26 protein-coding genes and 3 tRNA genes are annotated in these 19,487 nt (G+C 71.7%); 18 read left to right on the forward strand and 11 right to left on the reverse strand.

Annotation, left to right across the window (positions count from 1 at the left end):
- Positions 1-89 precede the first annotated feature (89 nt).
- The 4 genes from purF (at position 90) to amcA (ending at position 4,287) form a co-directional block, all read left to right on the forward strand.
- The gene (gene purF / locus JD77_RS13020; RefSeq protein ID WP_145774638.1) at positions 90-1,631 is read left to right on the forward strand and encodes an amidophosphoribosyltransferase; all 1,542 of its coding nucleotides are present in this window, start codon (positions 90-92) and stop codon (positions 1,629-1,631) included.
- A 64-nt stretch (positions 1,632-1,695) separates the two neighbouring features.
- Positions 1,696-2,850 carry a phosphoribosylformylglycinamidine cyclo-ligase gene (purM, locus tag JD77_RS13025; protein ID WP_145774639.1) on the forward strand — a complete coding sequence of 385 codons (1,155 nt, stop codon included), beginning with the start codon at positions 1,696-1,698 and terminating at the stop codon, positions 2,848-2,850.
- Positions 2,851-2,978: 128 nt separating this feature from the next.
- Positions 2,979-4,082 carry a cyclophane-forming radical SAM peptide maturase AmcB gene (gene amcB / locus JD77_RS13030; RefSeq protein WP_342799683.1) on the forward strand — a complete coding sequence of 368 codons (1,104 nt, stop codon included), beginning with the start codon at positions 2,979-2,981 and terminating at the stop codon, positions 4,080-4,082.
- Positions 4,051-4,287: a multiple cyclophane-containing RiPP AmcA gene (amcA, locus tag JD77_RS13035; protein ID WP_145774641.1), complete on the forward strand. Its 237-nt coding sequence runs from the start codon at positions 4,051-4,053 to the stop codon at positions 4,285-4,287. Before amcB ends, amcA begins: the two co-directional genes overlap by 32 nt.
- 142 nt (positions 4,288-4,429) lie before the next feature.
- Here amcA and JD77_RS13040 read toward each other — a convergent pair whose 3' ends face one another.
- Both JD77_RS13040 and JD77_RS13045 read right to left on the reverse strand, forming a co-directional pair.
- On the reverse strand, positions 4,430-4,645 hold the full coding sequence (locus tag JD77_RS13040; protein ID WP_145774642.1) for a DUF3073 domain-containing protein: 216 nt from the start codon (positions 4,643-4,645) through the stop codon (positions 4,430-4,432).
- A gap of 315 nt (positions 4,646-4,960) precedes the next feature.
- Positions 4,961-6,043, reverse strand: coding sequence for a Glu/Leu/Phe/Val family dehydrogenase (locus JD77_RS13045; RefSeq protein ID WP_145774643.1), 1,083 nt, complete (start codon positions 6,041-6,043; stop codon positions 4,961-4,963).
- A 217-nt stretch (positions 6,044-6,260) separates the two neighbouring features.
- On the opposite strand from JD77_RS13045, the gene JD77_RS13050 reads away from it, so the two are divergent.
- Complete coding sequence (locus JD77_RS13050; protein ID WP_145774644.1) at positions 6,261-7,100, forward strand: DUF8083 family protein; 840 nt, start codon at positions 6,261-6,263, stop codon at positions 7,098-7,100.
- A gap of 284 nt (positions 7,101-7,384) precedes the next feature.
- Positions 7,385-7,594, forward strand: coding sequence for a BldC family transcriptional regulator (locus JD77_RS13055; RefSeq protein ID WP_007073996.1), 210 nt, complete (start codon positions 7,385-7,387; stop codon positions 7,592-7,594).
- 105 nt (positions 7,595-7,699) lie between these two features.
- Here the strand turns inward: JD77_RS13055 and JD77_RS13060 are convergent, their stop codons facing one another.
- Positions 7,700-8,080 (reverse strand): PPOX class F420-dependent oxidoreductase, encoded by a 381-nt coding sequence (locus JD77_RS13060; protein WP_145774645.1) that lies wholly within the window; start codon positions 8,078-8,080, stop codon positions 7,700-7,702.
- 59 nt (positions 8,081-8,139) lie between these two features.
- A complete protein-coding gene (locus JD77_RS13065) occupies positions 8,140-8,427 on the reverse strand; it encodes a hypothetical protein (protein WP_145774646.1) in 288 nt (95 codons plus the stop codon).
- Positions 8,428-8,591: 164 nt separating this feature from the next.
- Here JD77_RS13065 and JD77_RS13070 point away from each other — a divergent pair, with 164 nt between their 5' ends.
- Complete coding sequence (locus JD77_RS13070) at positions 8,592-9,449, forward strand: 3-hydroxyacyl-CoA dehydrogenase family protein (protein ID WP_145774647.1); 858 nt, start codon at positions 8,592-8,594, stop codon at positions 9,447-9,449.
- Positions 9,446-10,189 (forward strand): enoyl-CoA hydratase/isomerase family protein, encoded by a 744-nt coding sequence (locus tag JD77_RS13075; RefSeq protein ID WP_145774648.1) that lies wholly within the window; start codon positions 9,446-9,448, stop codon positions 10,187-10,189. Before JD77_RS13070 ends, JD77_RS13075 begins: the two co-directional genes overlap by 4 nt.
- 72 nt (positions 10,190-10,261) lie before the next feature.
- Here JD77_RS13075 and JD77_RS13080 read toward each other — a convergent pair whose 3' ends face one another.
- A complete protein-coding gene (locus JD77_RS13080; protein WP_145774649.1) occupies positions 10,262-11,608 on the reverse strand; it encodes an ABC transporter substrate-binding protein in 1,347 nt (448 codons plus the stop codon).
- 167 nt (positions 11,609-11,775) lie between these two features.
- Between JD77_RS13080 and JD77_RS13085 the strand changes: the two genes are divergently transcribed.
- Together JD77_RS13085 and JD77_RS13090 are read left to right on the forward strand one after the other, a co-directional pair.
- The gene (locus tag JD77_RS13085) at positions 11,776-12,165 is read left to right on the forward strand and encodes a hypothetical protein (RefSeq protein ID WP_145774650.1); all 390 of its coding nucleotides are present in this window, start codon (positions 11,776-11,778) and stop codon (positions 12,163-12,165) included.
- Positions 12,166-12,246: 81 nt separating this feature from the next.
- Entirely contained in the window at positions 12,247-12,954 is a 708-nt protein-coding gene (locus JD77_RS13090) for a DUF2786 domain-containing protein (protein ID WP_145774651.1), read from the forward strand.
- 69 nt (positions 12,955-13,023) lie between these two features.
- Here the strand turns inward: JD77_RS13090 and JD77_RS13095 are convergent, their stop codons facing one another.
- Positions 13,024-13,545: an SRPBCC family protein gene (locus JD77_RS13095; protein WP_145774652.1), complete on the reverse strand. Its 522-nt coding sequence runs from the start codon at positions 13,543-13,545 to the stop codon at positions 13,024-13,026.
- A gap of 364 nt (positions 13,546-13,909) precedes the next feature.
- On the opposite strand from JD77_RS13095, the gene JD77_RS35465 reads away from it, so the two are divergent.
- The gene (locus JD77_RS35465; protein ID WP_211372549.1) at positions 13,910-14,149 is read left to right on the forward strand and encodes a hypothetical protein; all 240 of its coding nucleotides are present in this window, start codon (positions 13,910-13,912) and stop codon (positions 14,147-14,149) included.
- 173 nt (positions 14,150-14,322) lie between these two features.
- A complete protein-coding gene (locus tag JD77_RS32055) occupies positions 14,323-14,490 on the forward strand; it encodes a hypothetical protein (RefSeq protein WP_170286438.1) in 168 nt (55 codons plus the stop codon).
- A 26-nt stretch (positions 14,491-14,516) separates the two neighbouring features.
- On the opposite strand, the gene JD77_RS13105 is transcribed toward JD77_RS32055, so the two are convergent.
- Positions 14,517-14,744 (reverse strand): winged helix-turn-helix domain-containing protein, encoded by a 228-nt coding sequence (locus JD77_RS13105; RefSeq protein WP_145774653.1) that lies wholly within the window; start codon positions 14,742-14,744, stop codon positions 14,517-14,519.
- A gap of 186 nt (positions 14,745-14,930) precedes the next feature.
- Between JD77_RS13105 and JD77_RS13110 the strand changes: the two genes are divergently transcribed.
- The 6 genes from JD77_RS13110 to JD77_RS34730 all read left to right on the forward strand — a co-directional run bounded on the left by JD77_RS13110 (position 14,931) and on the right by JD77_RS34730 (position 17,981).
- The gene (locus tag JD77_RS13110; RefSeq protein ID WP_145774654.1) at positions 14,931-15,134 is read left to right on the forward strand and encodes a hypothetical protein; all 204 of its coding nucleotides are present in this window, start codon (positions 14,931-14,933) and stop codon (positions 15,132-15,134) included.
- Between the two features lie 80 nt (positions 15,135-15,214).
- The gene (locus tag JD77_RS13115) at positions 15,215-16,504 is read left to right on the forward strand and encodes a glycosyltransferase (RefSeq protein ID WP_170286439.1); all 1,290 of its coding nucleotides are present in this window, start codon (positions 15,215-15,217) and stop codon (positions 16,502-16,504) included.
- Between the two features lie 324 nt (positions 16,505-16,828).
- Complete coding sequence (locus JD77_RS13120; protein ID WP_145774656.1) at positions 16,829-17,209, forward strand: hypothetical protein; 381 nt, start codon at positions 16,829-16,831, stop codon at positions 17,207-17,209.
- The gene (locus JD77_RS13125) at positions 17,210-17,437 is read left to right on the forward strand and encodes a hypothetical protein (protein WP_145774657.1); all 228 of its coding nucleotides are present in this window, start codon (positions 17,210-17,212) and stop codon (positions 17,435-17,437) included. It abuts the gene before it with no gap.
- A gap of 197 nt (positions 17,438-17,634) precedes the next feature.
- Positions 17,635-17,856 (forward strand): hypothetical protein, encoded by a 222-nt coding sequence (locus JD77_RS13130; protein WP_145774658.1) that lies wholly within the window; start codon positions 17,635-17,637, stop codon positions 17,854-17,856.
- Positions 17,853-17,981: a hypothetical protein gene (locus JD77_RS34730; RefSeq protein ID WP_281292101.1), complete on the forward strand. Its 129-nt coding sequence runs from the start codon at positions 17,853-17,855 to the stop codon at positions 17,979-17,981. Before JD77_RS13130 ends, JD77_RS34730 begins: the two co-directional genes overlap by 4 nt.
- Before the next feature lie 95 nt (positions 17,982-18,076).
- Here the strand turns inward: JD77_RS34730 and JD77_RS13135 are convergent.
- From JD77_RS13135 to JD77_RS13150, 4 genes are all read right to left on the reverse strand, one after another.
- Positions 18,077-18,150, reverse strand: a tRNA-Phe gene (locus tag JD77_RS13135).
- A gap of 103 nt (positions 18,151-18,253) precedes the next feature.
- Positions 18,254-18,327, reverse strand: a tRNA-Asp gene (locus JD77_RS13140).
- 41 nt (positions 18,328-18,368) lie between these two features.
- Positions 18,369-18,441, reverse strand: a tRNA-Glu gene (locus tag JD77_RS13145).
- Between the two features lie 153 nt (positions 18,442-18,594).
- The gene (locus JD77_RS13150; RefSeq protein WP_145774659.1) at positions 18,595-19,416 is read right to left on the reverse strand and encodes a polysaccharide deacetylase family protein; all 822 of its coding nucleotides are present in this window, start codon (positions 19,414-19,416) and stop codon (positions 18,595-18,597) included.
- Positions 19,417-19,487 lie beyond the last annotated feature (71 nt).

A 19,487-nucleotide genomic window follows, 5' to 3' on the forward strand; every position in this document is an offset into this window, starting at 1 on the left:
TCAGGCGACGACAGGGTCCCGGCCGAGAAGTGCGGACCCACCCCCGTGATCCCGCCAGAACCAGTCCCGACCAGCAGAGGGAGCGGCAGGTGCCCCGAGGCGACGGCCGGCTGAGCCACGACCTTGACCCCCAACGACCCGGCCCGCAGGACGCGTGTGGCGTCTTCGGCGTCTGGGCGCCGGGGGAGGAGGTCGCCAACCTGACCTACTTCGGGCTCTACGCCCTCCAGCACCGTGGCCAGGAGGCCGCCGGGATCGCGGTCAGCGACGGCTCCGGCGTGGTGGTCTACAAGGATCTGGGCCTGGTCGCCCAGGTCTTCGACGAGCCCACCCTGGCCAGCCTGCGCGGGCACGTCGCCATCGGGCACGCCCGCTACTCGACCACCGGCGCCTCGACCTGGGAGAACGCCCAGCCGACCATCAGGTCCACCAGCGCCGGCACGACCATCGCGCTGGCCCACAACGGCAACCTGGTCAACACGGCCGACCTCCAGCGCGAGGTGAGCGAGCGCGGACTGGTGGCCGACGGCGCGACCAACGACACCTCCCTGGTGACCATGCTGCTGGCCAGCCGGCCCGACCTCTCGGTCGAGGCCGCCGCGCTGGAGGTGCTGCCCCAGCTGCGCGGCGCGTTCAGCTTCGTCTTCATGGACGAGTCGACCCTCTACGCGGCCCGCGACCCGCACGGCGTACGCCCGCTGGTGCTCGGCCGCCTGGAGCGCGGCTGGGTGGTGGCCAGCGAGACGGCCGCGCTCGACATCGTCGGCGCGAGCGTGGTCCGCGAGGTCGAGCCGGGCGAGCTGATCGCCATTGACGAGGACGGCCTGCGTTCCGCCCGGTTCGCCGCGCCGGAGCCGAAGGGCTGCCTCTTCGAGTACGTCTACATCGCCCGCCCGGACGCCACCATCGCCGGCCGCAACGTGTACGCGGCACGGGTGCAGATCGGTCGCCAGCTCGCCAAGGAGCACCCCGTGGAGGCCGACCTGGTCATCCCGGTGCCGGAGTCGGGTACGCCGGCCGCGATCGGGTACGCCGAGGAGTCCGGCATCACCTACGGCGCCGGCCTGGTGAAGAACCCGTACGTCGGCCGGACCTTCATCCAGCCGTCGCAGACCCTGCGCCAGCTCGGCATCCGGCTCAAGCTCAACCCGCTGCGGGCGAACGTCCGCGGCAAGCGGCTGGTCGTGGTCGACGACTCGATCGTGCGCGGCAACACCCAGCGTGCCATCGTCCGGATGCTGCGCGAGGCGGGTGCGCTGGAGGTGCACGTCCGGATCTCCTCCCCGCCGGTCAGCTGGCCGTGCTTCTACGGCATCGACTTCGCCACCCGCGCGGAACTGCTGGCCAACGGGCTCGACAACGACGGCATCCGCCGGTCGATCGGGGCCGACACGCTGGGCTACGTCTCGCTCTCCGGCCTGATCGCCGCGACCGAGCAGCCGAAGACCCGCCTCTGCCGGGCGTGCTTCGATGGGGAATACCCGATCCCGCTGCCGGACGGGAACCTGATCGGCAAGCACGTGCTCGAAGGAGTGGGACGCCGGATCGCCAACGCGGCGCCGGAGGATCCCGACCGCAATGTCCCACCGCTCGTCGCCACCTCGGGCGGCGCGACCGTACACCGCCCATAGCACCGCCCGACGCGGTTACGGCCGGCCACCACCGGCGCCCGCGAGAACCACAAAGGGGAGAACCGTGACGCACGTGTCCGAGCGCAGCGGCACCGGAAGCAGCCCGACCGGCACCGGCGGCGACCGCCAGCCCTGGACGGCCGGGTCCGGCCGCCCCGCGCGCAAACGCTCGGTCTCGTACGCCGAGGCCGGCGTCTCGATCGAGGCGGGCGACCGCGCGGTCGAGCTGCTGAAGTCCAAGGTGCGGCAGACCAGGCGGCCGGAGGTCCTGGGCGACCTCGGCGGGTTCGCGGGCCTGTTCCGGCTCGACACCGCGAAGTACCGCAACCCGATCCTGGCGTCCTCGACGGACGGGGTCGGCACCAAGCTGGTGATCGCCCAGCAGCTCGACATCCACGACACGATCGGCATCGACCTGGTCGCCATGGTCGTCGACGACCTGGTCGCCTGCGGTGCCGAGCCGCTGTTCCTGCTCGACTACATCGCCTGCGGCGAGGTCGTTCCCGACAAGGTCGCCGAGATCGGCGCCGGCATCGCCGACGGCTGCCGGTACGCCGGCTGCGCGTTGCTCGGTGGCGAGACGGCCGAGCACCCGGGCGTGCTGCGCCCGGACGAGTACGACGTCTCGGCCACCGGCGTCGGCGTGGTGGAGGAGAGCGAGATCCTGGGCCCGGAGCGGGTCGAGGTCGGCGACGTGGTGATCGCCATGCGCTCTTCCGGCCTGCACTCCAACGGCTACTCGCTGGTCCGGCACGTGCTGCTCGGCGCGGGCCGGATGCGGCTGGACGTGGTGATCGAGGACTTCGGCCGGCAGCGCACCCTCGGCGAGGAGCTGCTGACGCCGACGAAGATCTACGCGCAGGACTGCCTCAAGCTGATCGCCGAGGCGGAGGTGCGGGCGATCGCCCACGTCACCGGCGGCGGCATCCCGGGCAACCTGGTCCGGGTCCTGCCGGAGCACGTCGACGCCGTGGTCAACCGGTCCACCTGGAAGCCCCAGCCGGTCTTCGACCTGATCCAGTCCAAGGGCCGGATCGAGGACGCGGAGATGGAGTCCACGTTCAACATGGGCGTCGGCATGTTCGCCGTCGTCTCGGCCGAGGACGCCGACCGGGCCCTGGCCACGCTGACCGGGCGGGGCGTCGACGCCTGGCAGGCCGGCGAGATCATCGAGGGCACCGGCAAGGTGCAGATGGTCGGGCAGCACACCCGGGGATGATCACGCTGCGCTGATCATCCGGGCACCTGATCGGGGGTTCACCCGAGTGGCCATCGCCGCCTAGCCTGAAGGGCGCCTTCAGGCCAGGAAGGAGGGCGATGGCTGCTCGGGAACGGTCGGTCGGCGGGATGCGCGGCATCGCGGCGGTCCCGTCGTACGTCGTCATGCAGCCAACCACGCTGTGTAACCTCGACTGCGCGTACTGCTATCTGCCGCTGCGGGCCGTCGACCGGCGGATGCCCGTGGCGGTGGCCGAGGCGGTGGCCGCCTCGGTGAACCCGTGGGCGGCGGCCGGGCGGTTCTCGGTGGTCTGGCACGGCGGGGAGCCCCTGGCAGCCGGCCGGGAGCACCTGGCGGCCCTGCTCGCCCCGTTCCATCCCGGGGTCGAGCACCACGTGCAGACCAACGCCACCCTGGTCGACGACGCCTGGTGCGAGTTCTTCGCGACGCACCGGATGCGGGTCAGCGTCAGCGTGGACGGCCCGCGCAGGCGCAACGACGAGCGGGTCACGCGGGCGGGCCGGCCGGCGTACGACCGGATCGTGCGCGGCGTGGCCGCGCTGCGCCGGCACGGGCTGCCGTTCTCGGCGCTGGCCGTGGTGAACGACCCGACGCCGGGGCGGGCCACCGAACTGTACGACTACTTCCTCGGCCTCGGCTGCGACGTGCTGGGCGTCAACATCGAGGAGACGGAGGGCGTCAACACCCGCGGCAACGCCCACGAGGCGGCGGCGGTGCGGGCGTTCTGGGCCGAGCTGGTGGCCGCCTGGCGGCGGGCGCCCCGCATCCACCTGCGCGAGGTGGAGTGGTCGCTGCGGTACGTCGGGGCGGTCCTCGACGGCACGGCGGACGACCTGTTGCCCCGGCGGCTCGATCCGATCCCCACGGTCGGCCACGACGGGTCGGTGACCGTGCTCTCGCCCGAACTGGCCGGCTTCACCGACCCCCAGTACGGGGACTTCAGCAGCGGTAACGTCCTGACCACCCCGCTGGCGGAGATCCTCGCCGGTGCGGCGGGGACGCCCTGGGTGGGCGAGTTCCTGGCGGGCGTCGAGGCGTGCCGGGCGTCCTGCCCGTACTTCGGCTTCTGCGGGGGCGGTCACGCCGCCAACCGTTACTTCGAGCTGGGGCGTTTCGACAGTACGGAGACCGACCACTGCCGCAACAGCAAGATCCGCCTACTGGAGGGAGTGTTGGACCATGCCCGAGACCACCGGACACCGGCCGTCTGAGCGCGCCGGGGCAGCCGTCGTCGACCGGGTTGCCGAGCGGGTGCGGGAGGGCGCCGCGGGGCTCACCGCGCTGCTCCGCGAGGCGGAGGACGCGCGCCGGCTGCGGGCGGAGGTGGCGGTAGGCGAGGGCACCAGTGCGGTCTGCGCCTGGAACCACTTCGAGAACATCCCGACGTTCTACAACTGGAACAACCGCCCCCGTTGAGAAGTGCCCGCGATCAAGGGCCTGCCGGTGCGCCCGGAGGCTCCGGCACGGCAGGCCCCTGATCGTCGGTGGACACGCCGCCTCGCGATGGGCACATGCGTGAGCACGCGGGGCTCACCGCGTGCTCAGATGTGACCGGGGGTCAGCGGGTCGGGCGGACCCAGGGATCCGGGTCCTCGTCCGCATGATCATCGTCATCGTCGTCGACATACTCTTTGTAGTCGTCGTCGAAGTCGTGGTCCGACTTGCCAGCACCCGCCAGTTCGCGCTGCAAGGCGGTGAGGTCGGTGTTCGGGGAGTGGTACTTCAACTCCCGGGCCACCTTTGTCTGCTTGGCCTTAGCACGGCCGCGCCCCATGGCTCGACCCCCTCGCACAGAATGCGGGGCAGCCCGAAGGCGGGCCCCGATGACGTCAGGCATCTCTCGTGGCTCTTACGGTACATGGGGATGCCACCGTTCGGCACCTCGGGTTACCGTCAGCCGGCACCGCGCGTCGCGGTGATCCGACCGTCACCAAGTGTACTCGGGTAAGGGGCGTACGCCGACTCGCTCGTGACGCCGGGCAAATCGGCAGGAATCTCCCCAATTTCCAGCTTAACGCGGGCGTGCCATCCGGTTTCACCGGCTCGCCGTTCCGGGGGGCGGGAACGCTCCCGCCCCCGGACGTGAGGCTCACCGCAGATGGATCGTGCGCAGCCGGCCGACCTCGGCCATCCGGCGCTCGGCGAGCCGGTCCGCGGCCGCCGCCGGCGGCACACCCTCCTCGTCGGCCAGCCGCAGGATGTCCCGGGTGGTGTCATAGATCTTCGTGGCGCGCAGCTTCGCCCGCTCGAAGTTGAAGCCATCGATCTCGTCGGCGACCTGGATCACGCCGCCGGCGTTAACCAGATAGTCGGGGACGTAGAGGATGCCCCGGTCGGCGAGGACCTTCTCGATGCCCGGGTGGGCGAGCTGGTTGTTGGCCGCCCCGGCGATCACCTTGGCCCGCAGCGCCGCCACCGTGTCGTCGTCGAGGGCGCCGCCCAGCGCGCAGGGAGCGTACACGTCGATGTCGGAGGCGACCAGGGCGGCGGTGTCGTCGACCAGCTCGACCTGCGGGTGGGTGGCGCGCACCCAGGCGAGGGCCTTCGGGCTGACGTCGGTCGCCACGACCTCGGCGCCGTCGTCGATCAGGTGACTGGTCAGGTGCTTGCCGACCTTGCCCAGGCCGGCCACACCGACCCTGCGGCCCTTCAGGCTCGGCGCGCCCCACACGCGCTCCGCGGCGGCCCGCATGCCCTGGAAGACGCCCCAGGCGGTGAGGATCGACGAGTCACCCGCGCCCCCGTGCTCCACACTGCGACCGGTGACGAACCGGGTCTCCCGCGCGATCACGTCCATGTCCGCCACGTACGTGCCGACGTCGCAGGCGGTGTAGTAGCGGCCGTTCAGCGACTCGACGAAGCGGCCGTACGCGCGCAGCAGGGGCTCGCTCTTGATCTGTTCCGGGTCGCCCCAGATGACCGCCTTGCCGCCGCCGTGGTCGAGCCCGGCCAGGGCGTTCTTGTAGGCCATGCCGCGGGACAGGTCCAGCACGTCGGCGAGCGCCGCCTCCTCGCTGGCGTACGGATAGAAGCGGGTGCCGCCGAGGGCGGGGCCCAGCGCGGTGGAGTAGATCCCGATGATCGCCTTGAGTCCGGTTTGCTTGTCCTGGCAGAACACGACCTGTTCGTGACCGGTGGACAACGGGTCGTCGGTGCTGGCGAATACGCCCATGGCTGGCTCCTGTATCGGTGGGCATCCTTGTGGGACGCGGCCCTGGTGGCGCGCCGGCGGGATGTTGCCGGTGCTGCCGAGCCTAGTATCGGCCGACACCGTACTGCCGCTGGCGGGTGCGGGCACAAGGGCTACCCGGGGTGCCTGAGCAGGCATGCCAGCCGTGTTCCGGGGGCGCTGCGGGCGTCCGGGTTCCGTCTCGTGGGAGGATCGCGCCGTGCCGTCGCTCTTCGCTTCGTATCTGCGCATGTACGAGCCGCTGACCGCCTTCGACCGGGAACGCCAGTCGTTCTGGCGGCGCTACGCCCAGGAGGGCCGAGCCGTCGCCCCCTCCGAGGGGCCGGTGCGGCAGCGTACGGTCGTTATCGAGGCGCTCGGCGCGGGTTGGACCCGGCTGCCCGACCTGCCCGACGAGGCGTACGTCCTGGAGACCGACGACACCCTGCTGGTCTGCCCGTGGAACCTGCGGGTCCGGGTGGCGGAGGCGGCGCTCAGCGCCCGGGACGGCGTGCCGCCGGTGCTGGCCGACGCGTTCGTGCCCCCGGTGCTGGCCGGGCAGGCCAAGGCGGTCGTGGAGGACTGGCGCAGCGGGGCGCGGGTGCTCGAACACGGCGTCCCCCGGGTGCACGAGCAGATCGCGACGTGGGGCGTGCCGCTGCGCTGGTTCGTGCTGTTCGAGCCGGCGGAGCGGCACTTCGTCACCGAGCCGGGCCGGCGGGCCCTGCGTTACCGGACGGAGATCTCGCGGGCCCGTCGCCGCTCCTCCCGCGCGCTGTCGGTGCTGCGCAAGACCGTCGGCGAGGCGCCGATCACCGAGGCGGTCGAGGAGGCCGCCCGATGGCTGGAGGAGTTCCACCCCCGCTCTGTCGTGGAGTTGGACTACGGCGGGCTGGTCCAGTTGCTCTCCGACGAGACGCTGGAGGCCGACGACTCCCCGGCGCTCGTGGCACGAGGTCTGGCCGGGCTCTCCAACGGGGAGACCGAGGCGGCCTCGGCGGCGTACGACAAGCTCGTGGCACGGTGGCGGGCCGTTCAGCTGCTGGAGCGTTGGAACTAGCCCTGACCTGGGTACGGAGTTCCCAAGGGGTTGAAAACCACCCATGGGAAGGCTCCCAACCCGAGGGGTGCTCGTAGTTTACGCATCACGAACCGTGATCATGAGTCCTGATAAGACACTTTCTGAGGCGTATTAGTCGTATAAATCGGGCATGGTTCATCCGTCCGTCTAGGGACCTTCGGCCGTTCGGCCCATGTCGGACATCGGGGACTAGCCGGACCATGGGAGACGCGTCGGCCGGCGGGACCCCGGCCGATGTCTATACCTGTGGAGGAGTGACCGATATGGCATCGCGAACGCACGAACCGGAGCCGCTGCTCACACCGGCCGAGGTGGCGTCGATGTTCCGTGTCGACCCGAAGACGGTGACCCGGTGGGCCAAGGCCGGCAAGCTCAGCGCCATCCGCACCCTGGGGGGCCACCGTCGTTACCGCGAGTCGGAGGTTCGGGCCCTGCTGCAGGGGCAGATCCCGCAGCAGCGCCAGGGAGACTGACCGACGAGAGAAGCTCCGAGACGTTCAGAGGTCAGGGGCGGCGAGCGTATCGCGACAGCGAGGCTCTGCCGCCCCTGACGCTGTCTGGGACGACCCGCGCACGGCTCACTCGGTCAGGGTGACCCGGACGCCCACCGTGCCGCGCTCACCCCGCCGCAGCCGGCTAGCCAGCAGGCTCAGCCGGCCGAGCATCCGGTATTTCTGCTTCATCAGCTCGCGCACCCGCCGGGTGCCGGCCAGGTCGTAGAGTGTCGCGTGGCCGGGCACCCCCTCGCCGTGCGGCCGGCCCCGGACGTCGCACGGGGCCACCGTCACCTCTCCGCTGCGGCGGATCCGCTTCACCTTGCCCGAGTCAGCGGCCGTCCAGACGGCCAGCGCGTCCCCGTCGCGGACCGCCCAGACCGGCGTCGGCACCGCCCGGCCGTCCCGGCGGAACGTGGTGAGCAGCAGGTACTTCTCGGCGGCGAGCCGATCCAACGTGCTCATTCGGCCAGGATACGACGGGGCGGGCCGGCGGGTGAGCCCGTCGGGGCCCTCCTTCCACGTCAGACCTGGACGGTCGGGGGCAGCTGCTCGGGCGGGAGGCCGCCGTCGCCGTCGACCACCTCGTCCGGGGTGCCGTCCTCGTCGAGGTCGACCATGGTGACGTCCACCTTGCCGTCGTGGTCGGTGTCGAACTGGAACAGGTCGGCCCGGCCGTCGCCGTCGGTGTCGACCACCCAGACGTCCGTCCGGCCGTCGTTGTTGGTGTCCGCGCGGAGCAGGTCGATCCGCTCGTCGCCGCGGGTCTCCACGGTCTCCGCGTTGTCCACATTCTGCGGTGCCTGGCTCATGTTCGGTCCTTCCCTTGGTTGTCGCCCGTCCTACCCGCGTCGGCGCGCCCCCACGCATCCTGCCGCCGACCGTGCTGCATAGGGTCGCACCCATGAGCCAGCGGAGCGGGCGGCCCGGCACGGCGGAGACCCCGCGAAGCCGCCGTACGCAGCGAGGAGACGTCATGAACGGTCGTTTTGTCGTCGTCGGGGCCGGCACGATGGGCCTCGGCATCGCCTACGTGGCGGCGGGCGCGGGCTACCGCGTCGAACTGGTCGAGGTGGACCCGGGCAGGGCCACCGCCGCCGGCGAGCGCCTCGACGAGCTGTGGGAGCGGGCGGTGGGGCGGGGGAAGCTCACCGCCGACGAGGCGGCGGCGAACCGGGACCGGCTGACGCTGCGGTCCGCCCTCGCCGAGGTCGCGCCGGAGCCCGAGGTGGTCGTCGAAGCGGTCCCCGAGCGGCTGGACCTCAAGCGCGCCGTCCTGCGCGACGCCGCCGCGTTGCGCCCCGCGCTGCTGGGCAGCAACACCTCCAGCATCCCGATCGCCGACCTGGCCGCCGGACTGGACCGCCCGGAGCGCTTCCTCGGGCTGCACTTCTTCAACCCCGTCTGGGCCATGGCGCTGCTCGAGGTCGTGGTCGGCCCGGCCACCGCCCAGGAGACCACGGCGGCGGCCGTCGCGCTGGCCGGCCGGCTCGGCAAGGCCCCCGTCGTCGTACGCGACATGCCCGGCTTCGCCACCTCCCGGCTCGGGGTCACCCTCGGCCTGGAAGCGATCCGCATGGTCGCCGACGGGGTGGCCAGCCCGGCCGACATCGACAAGGCGATGGTGCTGGGCTACCGGCACCCGGTGGGCCCGCTGGAGCTGACCGACCTGGTCGGCCTGGACGTCCGGCTCGACATCGCCCGTACCCTCCAGGCGGCGTACGGGGACCGGTTCGCGCCGCCGCCGCTGCTGGAGGAGATGGTCGCGGCCGGCAGGCTGGGCAAGAAGTCCGGACAGGGCTTCTACACCTGGGAAGGGGGCGTGAGGAAATGAGCGGCCTGCGGCTGGAGGAACACCCGGACCGGCTGGTGGTGACGTTGGACCGGCCGGAGAAGCGTAACGCGATCGACGCCGACCTGATCGGCGAGCTGCACGCGGTCTGCGCCGAGCTGGAGGCCCGCCCCCGGCTGCTGCTGCTCACCGGGGGCGCGGAGGGCATCTTCGCCGGCGGGGCGGACATCGGTCAGCTCCGCGAGCGGGGCCGGCTGGACGCGCTCGCCGCGATCAACTCCGCCGCGTTCGCCCGCATCCGGGCGCTGCCGATGCCGACCGTCGCCGCCGTGGACGGGCCGGCGCTGGGCGGCGGCGCCGAGCTGGCGTACGCGTGCGACCTGCGGGTGTGCACGGCCCGCGCGGTCTTCGGCCAGCCCGAGGTGCGGCTGGGCATCCTGGCCGGGGCGGGCGCGACCCACCGGCTCCCAGCGCTCGTGGGCGAGGCCCGCGCCAAGGAGCTGCTGTTCACCGGCCGGCGCGTGGACGCCGAGGAGGCGCTGCGGATCGGACTGGTCAACCGGGTGGTCGCCGAGCCCGCCGAGCTGCTGCCCGCGGCGCACGGCCTGCTGGACGAGATGGCGACGGCGTCCGCTCTCGCGCTTCGCCTCACCAAGCTGGCCGTGGACGCGCCACCGGCCGCCCATCCGCAGCTCGACCTCGTCAGCCAGGCGGTGCTGTTCGAGGACGAGGAGAAGCGGCGGCGGATGACCGAGTTCCTGGAACGCCGCCGCCCCCGCTGACAGCCCGCGCCCCGGCGACGGACCCGCGACGGCCGCCCCCGGAGGACTTCCGGGGGCGGCCGTTCGTCGTCGTCAGTGCCGGAACTGCACGCCCGAGTCGGCGAGCGCCCGGATCACCTGTGCGGACTCGCCGAAGCCGATGACCAGCACGGCGTCCGCGCCGTACTCCTTGATCTCGCGGGCACCGGCGGAGAAGTCCAGCGGCGGGGCCTGGGCGTCGGCCGGCGGCTCGTACGTCAGCAGCTTCACCCGGTCGTCGCCCATCCCGGCCCGCTCCAGCTCGGCGCGGACGGCCTCCCGGAAGCCCTCGCCGTAGGAGTCCTTCCGGGCCACCAGCACGATCCTGTGCGGCCCGTCGCGCAGGATCACGTCCGCCAGCGCCCGGCCCTGCAGGCTGTCCGGGGGCGCCGTACGGAAGTAGAGGCCCTTGTCCTCGATCGAGGTCAGCCCGGCGTCGGTGTTGGACGGTGAGAACAGCACCCGGCCGGCGGCCACCACGTCCGGCAGCACCGCCCGAGAGATGCCCGAGGCGCCGGCGCCGATGATGACGTGCACGCCCTCCTTGATGTGCGAGGCCACCGTGGCCCTCGCGACATCCGGGTTGGTGCCGTCGTCGCCGGCGATCCAGGTCACCGGCTCGCCGAGCACGCCGCCGGCGGCGTTGACCTCCCTGACCGCCAGGGTGGCCCCGGCCGCGAGTGGCGGGTACGCCATGGCCAGGTCACCGCTGCGCGGCAGCAGGCCGCCGAGGACCAGCGGCGCGTCGGGGGCCTTGCTGTCGCCGCGCTGCGGGCGCGCCCGGGGCGGCTTCCTGGTGCTCGCCGCCGACTCGTCACCGGCGCCGACGAACTCGGTCTTGCCCTCGTCGAGCTTCTGGTACCCGAAGGTCAGCGTGGCGTAGCTGGCCGTCGCCGGCTCGCCGGCGTCGGTGAAGCCCGCCCGGTTGAGCGACACGCCCCGATACTCGATGTCCTGACCTTTGCGGGCGAGTTCGAGGCAGGCCACCGCCTCCTCGCAGCGTTGCCCGCCGTTGGTGACCCCGACGATCTGCTTGGCGATCGCGGCCGGCTCCGTGGTGCCCGCCAGTTGCGCGGCCAACGCGCTGATCAGCACCGCGTCGTACGACTCCGCCGCGTAGAGGAAGTCGTTCAGCTTCGGGTCGACGGCCCGCAGCCTGTTCTTGAAGGCGTCCGGCAACGGCGTGGACGGGGTCGTGCCCTTCATGCCGTCGATCAGATCGGCGCGCTCCTTCATCCCTTCGGCGTACGAGTTCTGCATGTTGCCGTCGGTGCCGTAGAGGCGGACCTGTGGGGTGGTGGTCCTCTCCTCGGCCTTGTCGGTGCCGCAGCCGGCACCGGCCAGGAGCAACGCCCCGCAGGCCACCAGAGCGGCGGCGCGCGGACCGTGTGATGGGAGCATGGTCGTCCTTCCTCGGGCGAAGGTCCGCTGCGCACATTAGCGTGCCGGACCCGCCGGTGGGACCGTGGAGGACGGTGATTCTCCTGCTCGGCGCGTGCGGACACGGACGGGCCACGACCAAACTGTCCGGTGGTCACCGCTTGACCACTCGTCGTACTCTTCGCCAGGTGACTGACGTACCGCAGCAGATGCTGGACGACGCAACCGCCGTGCTTCACTCGGCACTGTCCGGGGACGGCGCCGCGGTGGTGGGTACCTTCGACGCGGTCGTCGACCGGTCGGGCCTGGCCGGGGCGTACGGGGTGGCCTGGTGCCTGGCGGCCACGATGGTCGGGGACGTACCCCGGTCGGGTGGCGCGGCCCTGGAGTTCCCCGGCATCGACAACGCTGGGTACGACACCCGCTGGGTGGCCCGCTTCGTCAGTGCGTACGCGAACGCGGACGCCGACACCGGGGAGGCCCTGTTCGGGGCGGCGGTCGCCGACGGTCTGCTGCCCGACTGCCTGCTCACGCTCGCCGGCTCCACCGTGGCCACCCTGCGCAGCCGGGTCCGCTGACGCCCCGGCGCCGTCGCCCACGGCCCGCGCCGGGTGTCCGCGACGGTTCCCGGCCAGCGCCGGTGTGATAGCTGTGGTGGCATGTCGGAGGCCATGCTCGCCAAGGTGCGCAAGCTGCTGGCGAAGGCCGAGGACCCGGCCTGCACGCCGCAGGAGTCCGCGGCCTTCACGGCGAAGGCCACCGAGCTGATCGCCCGCTACGGCGTGGACCGGGCGCTGCTGGCCGCCCGCGACCCCGCCAGCGATCCGGTCGGCGACCGGGTGGTAGAGGTCGTCGCCCCGTACGCCCGCGACAAGGCCGGGCTGCTCGCGGCCGTCGCCGACCCACTGCGCTGCCGTTGCGTGCGCCGCCGCCACGGCAGCGGGTTCGCGATGCACCTGTTCGGCTTCACCAGCGACCTGGAGCGGGTCGACGTGCTCTTCACCTCGCTGCTGGTGCAGGCCGCGCACGGGCTGGCCGCGACGGCCGTCCCGCCGGGCGAGCACCCGGCGGCGTTCCGGCGTTCCTGGCTCGCGGGTTTCGCCCAGGTCGTCGGCGCGCGGCTGCGCGACGCCGAGGCCAGCGCCGTCGCCGACGTCGGTGGGCCGTCGGTCGCGCTGGTGCTGGCAGACCGCTCGGACCGGGTCCAGCGCCGGGTCGCCGAGGTGTACCCGCGGCTGCGCTCCGCCGCCCCGCGCCGGCTCGCCGGCACCGGGTTCCGCTCCGGCGCCGCCGCCGGTCACCGGGCGGAACTGGGCGGGCGGGGAGCCGTCGGCGACGTTCGGCCGGCCGGGGGGATCGGCCGCTGATCGCCTACCCGGGCCGTCCCACCGGTTGCCGGCGGCGCGGGAGCTGGACGTCGGGGGCGGCCGTGATCGTCAGGACAGCGGCGGGTGGTTGCGGGCGACGGCGGTGACGAAGCGGGACAACAGCTCGTGCCAGCCCGCGGTGAGCGCCTGCCGGTACCCCTCGGCCGCCTCGCCGTGCCGGTCGAAGTGCCGATGCTCGACCTCCACCCGCACCCGATCCGCATCCGGCAGGAACAGCACCTCCACCTCGCTCGCCTGCGCCGGGTCGGGCACCGGCACCCGGTCGGGGCCGATCTGCCAGGTGAACACGAGCCGGCGCGGCGGATCCCAGGTGAGCACGCGGCCCCAGTCGTTGCGGAAGCCGTACGGGCCGATCTCGTAGAGCATGCCGCCGGCGTGGGGCTCGATCCCCAGCTCGGCCAGCGCCACGGGCCCGGACCAGGTGTATTCGGCGACCCACCAGTCGGTCAATGCGCCGGTGAACACCGCGAAGGCGTGCTCGGCTGAGGCGGGGACGAGGAGCGTGCTGCGGAGCGAGAACTGCGCGACATCCTGCCGGACGTCTGTCGGCCCGGTCATCTCCTGTCCCATAGGGCCGGACCCTACCGGCTCGGAAGCGCGGGCGCACCGGTGTGAGTGCCCGCTTCCGGACACCCGTACGACCGGATGCCGGACAGCGGCGTTTGTCCTCCGGACGCGCTTGCGGCCCCGACACCGCCGTGGTCAGGTTGCCGTCGCGTTCGTGGAGATACGCCGCGTTTGGCTTGTCGCGCCGCGCCCACCGACGCGGCGGTCGGCATGCCGCTAAGGCGACCGTCGCTCATGTGCTGTCGGGAGGTTCACAGCCGGCGGCCATCCGGGAGCGGCCGGTGTTGTGGACGCGGACGGACAGGACGCGGGGCCTGTCGCGCATCGCTGCTCTTCCTGTCAGCCGATGGTGGGGCTACGGCGTTCGATGAGGGTGACGTCGCGCCAGGTGCCGTGGTGGCGGCCGATCCGCCGCCGGATGCCGGCGGTGCGGAAACCGCAGGCGGCGTGCAACGGGGCGACCGGCGGCGAGGTCGCCTTCGCAGTCGCGATGGAGGCGCGGCACGCGGAGCGGACGCACGCCGGCCCGGCGCAGCGCTGCACCGCGTGCCGGCTCGACGTGGCCAACGAGCTGGCGTCGTTCTCGGGCCGCCGCTGCGACGAGTGAACCCTCGGCACTCGGCGGGGATCAATCCGCCGCGCGTCATGGTTCACCATGGGTGGCGACGACCGAGAGGGTCGGGCGGGGCCTGGCCAGGCGAGTGCTCCCGCCGCCGCCCGCGCCGGAGGGGCTGGCGGATGCCGAGGTGGGGCATCCGCCGGACTCGCGTTGCGACCTGGGTGTTCCTTGCGGTTACCGCCGCCTCGACCGCGCTGCACTGGTACCCGGTGTACGCGGCGGGGCTGCTCAGGGTTGTGGTCGCCAACGGGCGCAACGACTGGTACCGCGGCTGGGTCAAGGGCTATGAAGCTCGCCGCACGCAGCACCTGCGGGAGCTGAACGAGTAGCCGAGGGCGCATCGCCCAATCGGCCTTTATTGTTGGGTCTGGTCGCGCACGAACACGCCCTTGCCCTGCTGTCCTTCCACTAGTCCGCGCTCGGACAGGATACGCAGGGCGGTCTGCACGGTGGTGACGCTGACCTCGTACCTTTTGGCCAGCTCAGCGTAGGTGGGCAGGCGGTCGCCGCCCTTCAGCTCTCCGACCTCGATCAGCCCGGCGATGTCATTCACGACGCGCACGTAGTCAGGGACTCTGGCCATGGGGAACTCCTTGCTCGGCTCCCAGATCGTGGCATGTGAAGTGACACTCTTTGGCCACAACCTTGACTTAGGTTTCCAAGGCACCTAGCTTGCACGCGGGGGCCCTGCTCGGCATTCGCTGGCCATCCCCGGCGCAGCGACCGGTCTGCCGTTCCGGTCGCTGCGTCCAAACGGCTGCAACAAGAAATGGAGATCATCCTGATGTCTGGTGGATCGCTGCCCAAGACTGGAGCCGGAGCGGTGACGCTCGGCGGCGGGGTGCTGGGCCTGGAGGGAAGCATCACGATGCCGCGGGAGGTGGCCATCGTGGGCGTCGCCATCGGCGTCATCCTACTCGGGTCGCTTCTCGTTCGCCTCGGCTGGCGGCGCGGACGCCCTGCGGGCCAGTGACGGCCCGGATCGTCCGGGGGCGGCACCTCTTCGTGGCGGCGGTCGTTCTGGCCGCCGCTGCGGCGTGGATGGGCCACCACGTGCTGGCCGCTCTCGGCACTCTAGAAGGCGGCGGCAGCGGCCTGACCCTGGCCTACGCGGTGATGTTCCTGTTCCTGGTTATTCAGTTCGGCGCCGCGTACCTGGAGCGGCCGGCGAAGGTCACCGACAGGGTGCAGAAGCAGCTCGACCAGCTGTGCGTCGTCGCCCTGGTCCCCGCGTACAACGAAGACGCGAAGGCGCTGCAAGAGTGCCTCATGTCGATGATCTTCCAGACCCGCAAGCCTGACACGATCTACGTCGTCGACGACGGATCCAAACACACCGATGGCTACCGGAAGGTTCAGCGCTGGTTCCTCGAAGTGGCGCCGATGCACGGCATCCGCCCTGTCTGGCACATCCAGTCCAACGCCGGCAAGCGTCATGCCCAAGCCAAGGCGGTCATGGACACCCCCGAGGCGGACGTCTACTGGACCGTCGACTCCGACACCGTCTCCGACCCCAGCGCCCTCGCCGAGCTGCTCAAGCCCTTCGGCAACCCGGAAGTCCAGTCCGTCGCCGGGATCGTCATGGCAGCCAACGTCCGCGTCAAGCAGGACTGGGGCAAGCATAGGACCAACTTCCTCACCCGCTTCACCGACCTTTGGTTCGTCGCCGGCCAACTCACCGACCGCTCCTCGCTGTCGGTGCTCGGCAGTGTCTGGGTCAACTCCGGGCCCATCGCGGCATACCGCGCCGACCTCATCCGCAACAACCTGCACTCCTATTTGGCCGAGACGTTTTTCGGCCGACCGGTCCCGTTCAGCGACGACTCGATGCTGACCCTGTTCGCCATGCTCCGCGGCAGAACCGTCCAGCAACCCACCGCGTTCGCCTACTCCCTGATGCCGGACCGGATCGGCCACTTCAACCGCATGTTCCTGCGCTGGATGCGCGGCTCCTTCATCCGGAGCTGGTGGCGGGTGCGCTACCTGCCGATCCGCAGCTTCGCTTGGTGGGCGCACATCCTGCGCTGGACCCAGAGTGTCGCCGCGACCGTCCTGTTCGTCGCCGTCATGCTCGTCTCCCCGGTGATCGACTTCCGGATCGAGGCACTGCCCTGGATGCTGGGCGTACCGATCGTCGTCGGCTACGCCCAGACCCTGCGGTACATGACCATTCGGCGCTCGGACCAGCCTCTGCTCTACCAATGGGGAACGTGGGCGCTCTCGCCCGTCGCCGTCTTCTTCGCCCTCGTGTGGCTGCGCGCCATCCGCTGGTACGGCGTGGCCACCTGCTGGAAGACCGGCAGCTGGGGCACCCGCCAGACCGTCGAGGTCGCCATGAACTGACCGTCGTCGCTCGGCGGTCAAGCGGCCCGCCCGATCCGACTGGATCAGGCGGGCCGCGTCATGTCTGGCCGCGATCCACGTTGCCGAATCTTGGCCACCGCCGTACCTTCCCGGCCGTGAAGACCACCGCCTGACGGGCGCTCCCCTGCTGAGCCGGGAGAAGGGCACGCCCCCGACTCCACTCGTACCGGCATTTCACCCACTCGACCAGGAGGCGCCGCCCGAGATGGCCTGCAACGTGGGCGCCATGCTCCGCATCTACGAGGAGCCCGGCCGGACGATCGGCCTGCGGATCACGGCCGTGCTGAAGGGCAGGTCGTCACCATGGCCCGTACCGATGTCCACCGACCCTTCTGGGTCCAGGAGCGCGACCCGTACTGCCGCCGCGAGTTCCGGGTGCGCCACAACCACTGGTTCCTCGACGAGTGGGACCCCGAGCTGAAGCGCTACCTCGTCAAGCTCTCGATCCCCTGCGATCTGCACGAGCGCGACGGCAAGCCGCGCAAGGTCTGGACCCGCTGCGGGCCAACCTTCACCGGCACCCGCGGCTGCTGCGGTCTCTGCGCCAGCCAGCCCGGCCGGAAGCGCCGGCGGCGGCAGGAGCACCACGGCTGGCGGGCGATGCGCCACCAGCTGCTCGCCGCCCACCGCGGCGGCCACCGCGACCTCGACGTCCCTCCGATCAACGGGAAGGCCTGGCGGTAGATGACCGACGATCAGCGGCGGCACATGCTGCTGCGGTTGTGCGAGGACGACGGCGTGGTCCGCGCCGGCGGCATGCACCACGGCACGGACTACCCGTGCACCGGCAGCGCCCACTTCGCCGGCGCGCACCTGTTCTGCACCAACCCGATGCACAACAGCTACGGCCTCAGCCGCGCGGACCTGCTGGCCAAACCGGGGTGGCCGTGCAGCGCTGTGCAACGACGGTGAGCCGCACCGCTGGCAGCCGGTGTCCTTCGTCTTCGAGTCCCAGCTGCTTGACGACGGCGGCGCGTCATCATCCGCCAGCCCAACACCCGGGGTGGCCGGGTGTACCTGGTGTGCATGGGCTGCCACACCCACACGTACATGCAGACCGAGTTCGTCGGCTACTGGCTGGCCGGCCCCAACGATCCGGAAGGGGCGTGATGGCCGACAGGCACGTGATCATCCACCTCATCGAACACGACGACGGCGGCCTCACCAGCAAGCGGTGGCCCATGGACGCCGAGCAGGCGAACCTGGCCGTCGCCGCGCTCGGCGACCCGGCGTCGACCGGCTACCTGGCCGGCGAGGACCGCGACCGCCTGGCGCCGTTGGTCTCCCGCGCGTCGATCGTCGATCAGCACGAGCGAGGCGAGGCCGCGTGAAGCAGAAGCTCAAGACCGGCGACGAGTACGACGCCGTCCTCGACCGCCGGACCTACAAGTACCTGCGGCGCGCCGGCGTCGCCTCGCGAATCAAGCGGGGGCTGGTGAGCCCACACGGTCGGTAGCGGGGGAACCTGTCGATGAATGGGCCGGAGAAAGACTTAGGGCGGTGACCGCGTTTCCGCTGGTCACCGCCCTAATAGCCCGGCGAAAGGCTATGTGGCCAGGGGCGGGGTCGAACCGCCGACCTTCCGATTTTCAGTCGGACGCTCGTACCAACTGAGCTACCTGGCCGTGCTGCTCGGCTCATGGTACCCAGGTGACGGCCTCACCGCCCGAAGGGCACCTGCTCCGATACGCAGAACGCCGCGCAACATGCGCGCGGCGTCAGCGCTTGCGGTCCTGACGGGACTTGAACCCGCGACCTCCGCCTTGACAGGGCGGCGAGCACTCCGACTGCTCCACAGGACCTAGCTGGTGTTTACCGGTGTTGCTCCGGCTTGCGCCGGTCGTGCCCCCAACGGGATTCGAACCCGTGCTACCGCCTTGAAAGGGCGGCGTCCTGGGCCGCTAGACGATGAGGGCGGCCCCGCTATCATTGCACACTCACAAATCTAGCGGACTTGCTCCCATCCGGCCCCGCCGGAGGCTTGGAAAGCATACGTGACGGCCGGCCCCCGGACCAAATCGGTATGCCCCTGGGGCCGGCCGCGCGCGAAACCGCAGGCCAGGGCCGGTCTAGCGGAGCCGGACGAGCCCGTAGCGTCGCTTCAGCTCCCCGATCAGGTTCGCGCAGGCGGCGACCGTGGCCGCCCGGTCGCCGCCACCGTCGTGCAACAGGACGATCGAACCGGGCCGGGTCGCCTTGACCACCCGCTGCCGGATCGTGGGGGCGGTGGGCTTGGCCCAGTCCTGCGGGTCGACGGCCCAGTGCAGCGGGCGCATCCCGAGCTGCCGGGCAACCGCCACGACCTCGGGGGTCCACCGCCCACCCGGCTGCCGGTAGAACGGCACCTTGGCGCCCGGCACCGCCGCCTGGATGGCCCGGTTGGTGCGTACCAGGTCGGCCTTGATCTCGCCGACGGGCCGCCGGCCGAGGTTCAGGTCGTGCTGCCAGCTGTGGTTGCAGAGCTGGTGGCCCTCCCGGACGATCCGGGCGACGAGCTGGGGGTAGCGCCGGGCCCGGGTGCCGATGACGCAGAAGGTGGCCTGCGCCTTGGCCGCCTTCAACTGGTCGAGGATCTTCGGCGTCCAGACCGGGTCCGGCCCGTCGTCGAAGGTCAGCGCGACCGCGTGGCTGCCGGTGGTGCGCCGCAGCCCGGCCGGGAGCGTGGTGGGAAGCGGCCGGAGCCGGGGCGGGGCGGTCCGGGTCGGCTTCGGCTTCGGCTTCGGCGAGGTGGTGGGCTTCGGAGTCGCCGGCGGCGTCGGCGTCGGCATCGGCTTCGCCGATCCGGTCGAGGCGGGGGCGGCCTCCGGGCGCGGGGCGTTCGCGCGCTCGGCGCAGCCGGCGAGGAAGAGGACCAGGCTGAGGCCGAACGCCAGTACGGCGCGTGCGCTCATCGTCGCTCCGAGGGGTGGGGTCCGTGGGCGACTCGACGCTAGTGGAAGCTTCGCGAAATGGGCAGACCCGT

The sequence above is a fragment of the Micromonospora olivasterospora genome (assembly GCF_007830265.1).
In the GTDB taxonomy this organism is placed as follows: Bacteria; Actinomycetota; Actinomycetes; order Mycobacteriales; family Micromonosporaceae; genus Micromonospora; species Micromonospora olivasterospora.

Coding starts and splice junctions, on each gene's coding strand:
- amcB (WP_342799683.1), top strand. CDS start 2,979: ATGCGCGGCATCGCGGCGGTCCCGTCGTACGTCGTCATGCAGCCAACC.
- amcA (WP_145774641.1), top strand. CDS start 4,051: ATGCCCGAGACCACCGGACACCGGCCGTCTGAGCGCGCCGGGGCAGCC.
- JD77_RS13040 (WP_145774642.1), bottom strand. CDS start 4,645: ATGGGGCGCGGCCGTGCTAAGGCCAAGCAGACAAAGGTGGCCCGGGAG.
- JD77_RS13045 (WP_145774643.1), bottom strand. CDS start 6,043: ATGGGCGTATTCGCCAGCACCGACGACCCGTTGTCCACCGGTCACGAA.
- JD77_RS13055 (WP_007073996.1), top strand. CDS start 7,385: ATGGCATCGCGAACGCACGAACCGGAGCCGCTGCTCACACCGGCCGAG.
- JD77_RS13060 (WP_145774645.1), bottom strand. CDS start 8,080: ATGAGCACGTTGGATCGGCTCGCCGCCGAGAAGTACCTGCTGCTCACC.
- JD77_RS13065 (WP_145774646.1), bottom strand. CDS start 8,427: ATGAGCCAGGCACCGCAGAATGTGGACAACGCGGAGACCGTGGAGACC.
- JD77_RS13070 (WP_145774647.1), top strand. CDS start 8,592: ATGAACGGTCGTTTTGTCGTCGTCGGGGCCGGCACGATGGGCCTCGGC.
- JD77_RS13075 (WP_145774648.1), top strand. CDS start 9,446: ATGAGCGGCCTGCGGCTGGAGGAACACCCGGACCGGCTGGTGGTGACG.
- JD77_RS13080 (WP_145774649.1), bottom strand. CDS start 11,608: ATGCTCCCATCACACGGTCCGCGCGCCGCCGCTCTGGTGGCCTGCGGG.
- JD77_RS13090 (WP_145774651.1), top strand. CDS start 12,247: ATGTCGGAGGCCATGCTCGCCAAGGTGCGCAAGCTGCTGGCGAAGGCC.
- JD77_RS13095 (WP_145774652.1), bottom strand. CDS start 13,545: ATGGGACAGGAGATGACCGGGCCGACAGACGTCCGGCAGGATGTCGCG.
- JD77_RS35465 (WP_211372549.1), top strand. CDS start 13,910: ATGAGGGTGACGTCGCGCCAGGTGCCGTGGTGGCGGCCGATCCGCCGC.
- JD77_RS13105 (WP_145774653.1), bottom strand. CDS start 14,744: ATGGCCAGAGTCCCTGACTACGTGCGCGTCGTGAATGACATCGCCGGG.
- JD77_RS13110 (WP_145774654.1), top strand. CDS start 14,931: ATGGAGATCATCCTGATGTCTGGTGGATCGCTGCCCAAGACTGGAGCC.
- JD77_RS13120 (WP_145774656.1), top strand. CDS start 16,829: ATGGCCCGTACCGATGTCCACCGACCCTTCTGGGTCCAGGAGCGCGAC.
- JD77_RS13125 (WP_145774657.1), top strand. CDS start 17,210: ATGACCGACGATCAGCGGCGGCACATGCTGCTGCGGTTGTGCGAGGAC.
- JD77_RS13130 (WP_145774658.1), top strand. CDS start 17,635: ATGGCCGACAGGCACGTGATCATCCACCTCATCGAACACGACGACGGC.
- JD77_RS13150 (WP_145774659.1), bottom strand. CDS start 19,416: ATGAGCGCACGCGCCGTACTGGCGTTCGGCCTCAGCCTGGTCCTCTTC.